The sequence below is a fragment of the Paenibacillus sp. cl6col genome (assembly GCF_900102125.1).
GTDB lineage: Bacteria > Bacillota > Bacilli > Paenibacillales > Paenibacillaceae > Paenibacillus_B > Paenibacillus_B suaedae.
This window is the reverse complement of record NZ_FNAZ01000027.1, coordinates 1-2,303: the sequence shown is the minus strand read 5'-3', so window position 1 is coordinate 2,303 and position 2,303 is coordinate 1. Positions and strand designations below refer to the sequence as shown.

Genomic DNA, 2,303 nt, shown 5'->3' with positions numbered 1-2,303 from the left:
ACTTTAACGAGTCCACTTGAGTCGACAGCGCGCATCGTCAATAGGCAATACCAGCGTGGAGACAGCAGCCATAAGTGCCAGAACACATTCAACAAGGTGAGCTCCAATGGAGCCATGGCTGTAGAATGTTCTACTTACACATGTATTTCAATAGTGTAGGGAGACTGATTCTAAGGTACATCGAAGGAAGCAATGACGGCAAGTGTGATCGAGGGTGTATAAAAGTGGTTAAGAGCTATTAATGCAATTTCGCTGGACTAGTACTGGTTACTCGCTTAAGGAGGCGAATTGACAGAATGTCTATTTAAGTGACTATTTCCTGTGATTAGAATACACATTTCTTATATATAAAAGAAACAGATGATTAATGGGACGATCACGAATGCTATTCTATATAGCAACCCCCCACCACTTAAAGAGAGTGGGGGCTGCAGCAATAGAAATGAGAGCCCTTGCGATTTAATTTGTTAAAGACAGCATCTTGAATTTTTCAACTCAGTTCCCTTTTTTTCGACATACCCCATTAACCATGCAAGGTTCGGACGAACTTGGAACCAGACATCCGGCCAAGTGCACCATGGGCACAGTCCGTTTCATTATAAGAGGCGACTCGATCTTTTCGAATGCTTGATCCATAGATAACGACGGGAACTGGCTCTCCAGTATGCTCCTTAACCTCAGAAGGAGTAGAATGATCAGCGGCCAGTGCTAGGTATACATCCTCTGATAGTTGATCAGCGTTTATGCCAACATTTCTATCAAACATTTCTAGCGATTGAGCCTTTTTAGTGGTTCATCATCGGCCCCATTACATCTGGAGCTTTAAGATGAACATAGACAATGTAATGATGGACAATCTGTTCAAGTGCAAGTTCTGCTTTCAGTTTAACATCAGTATCCATACTTCAGGTCATTCTTATATCTGTAATGGTTGTGTACCCGGCTAGTTCCGCTACCCAAAGAATGGTGCTTTCTACAGCAATGCAGCAACCTCGGAAATTCATTCTCGAAGCAATCGGCTCAAGTTCAACCTACTACCTGCACCACGGGTTAGAATGAAGCTGGCAGGCAGCAATCCATTAGCTACTCGCTCCTCATTCGCAGGGTGCGATGACAAGATCCGAGAAGATATTTCTAAGAAGCGGTTGACTCTAGAAGCAGTCGTCGTGCTTCTAATGTATCTTCCAACGGCTGAACAGGAAGATACGGTTTGCCGTCGTTCGGTGCTTTCGGGTCAGAATCAGTAATTTGATCACTTAATCCCTGTCTACGCAGCACAAGTACAGGACGATGTTCAGTCGCAGGCTTGCAGTAAGCATAGATGCCCTCGGCTACTTCTATTCCTGAAATGGATTCAGCAAGCTTGTCCGTATGTTCCCGTATGCGGCCAGTGCGTCGATCCAGCACTATACCATCTTCTACAGTGGCAAAATTGCAGCGAAGAACGACATCTCCAGGCTGAATATCGATTCCGACTCCAAGTGCTTCGATGGGGCCACGACATGGGTTGCTCAGGCGTGAATCCAAGATGAAGCTTACATCCTCACAGCAGCTGATTCATCAATTGGAATCCAACAGCATTGAATTTCTCGTATTGTCCGATCAAGTAGAAGTCGATGAGTCACGGTATCAGGTTTGCGCGTTTTATCACCGATCGCCTTGTTCTCATTGCACGTCCAGATCACCATTTAGCCCAGAAGAGGAGGTGCACGTTATATGATCTTCAAAATGAGACCTTTCTTATGAAGCCGGATAAGTCAGCAACAAGGCAATTCCTCGATATGAAGTTCGAACAGGCGGGCATCGCGATATCCAATACGATTGATATCAGCAGCTTGGAAGGAATTAAACAGGGCGTTATCCATGGACTTGCATAGCAGCATATCTGAATTAATGAAGATGCAGGAGATTGCTAGTGAACTGCTAGTTGTATTCCCATAGATGAAGTGAAGTTTGAGAGAGGGGTTCAATATGTTCATCACTAAAACAAGCATCTGTCGCCAGCAGCTAAAGCATTCATTACAATGCTGAACAACATTTTAACCAAGTAGGTACAGAGGATAGAAAGAAGAGGATTGGAGGACATGAAAAAAGGATTTGAAAATAGTTTAAAAAAGACTTGCATTATACCTTCGAAATATGATATATTCTAAATCCTGCTTCATTAGGAGGCAGTCAATCGAACGAAGAAAACAAATTAAAAAAAGTTGTTGACTTCGAGTTGATGAAGTGATAAGATATAAAAGTCGCCGCTGAGAGACGCGGTGAACGAAAGCGAAAGAGGCAATAAGCCGAAGCGCTGG

The 2,303-nt window shown here is 43.7% G+C and carries 3 protein-coding genes; 1 reads left to right on the top strand and 2 read right to left on the bottom strand.

Annotation, left to right across the window (positions count from 1 at the left end; all coding sequences use genetic code 11):
- Nucleotides 1–523 precede the first annotated feature (523 nt).
- Nucleotides 524–766, bottom strand: coding sequence for a 2,3-bisphosphoglycerate-independent phosphoglycerate mutase (locus BLS15_RS29735; RefSeq protein WP_021253506.1), 243 nt, complete (start codon nucleotides 764–766; stop codon nucleotides 524–526).
- A gap of 368 nt (nucleotides 767–1,134) precedes the next feature.
- Nucleotides 1,135–1,527, bottom strand: a complete 393-nt coding sequence (locus BLS15_RS29730) for an alkaline phosphatase family protein (protein WP_021253509.1) — start codon at nucleotides 1,525–1,527, stop codon at nucleotides 1,135–1,137.
- An 89-nt stretch (nucleotides 1,528–1,616) separates the two neighbouring features.
- Between BLS15_RS29730 and BLS15_RS29725 the strand changes: the two genes are divergently transcribed.
- On the top strand, nucleotides 1,617–1,877 hold the full coding sequence (locus BLS15_RS29725) for a LysR substrate-binding domain-containing protein (protein ID WP_231515126.1): 261 nt from the start codon (nucleotides 1,617–1,619) through the stop codon (nucleotides 1,875–1,877).
- The last annotated feature ends 426 nt before the right edge of the window (nucleotides 1,878–2,303 follow it).

What these genes read in the sequence shown, in the direction of transcription:
- BLS15_RS29735 (WP_021253506.1), bottom strand. Translation starts at nt 766, where the DNA reads ATGTTTGATAGAAATGTTGGCATAAACGCTGATCAACTATCAGAGGAT.
- BLS15_RS29725 (WP_231515126.1), top strand. Translation starts at nt 1,617, where the DNA reads ATGAGTCACGGTATCAGGTTTGCGCGTTTTATCACCGATCGCCTTGTT.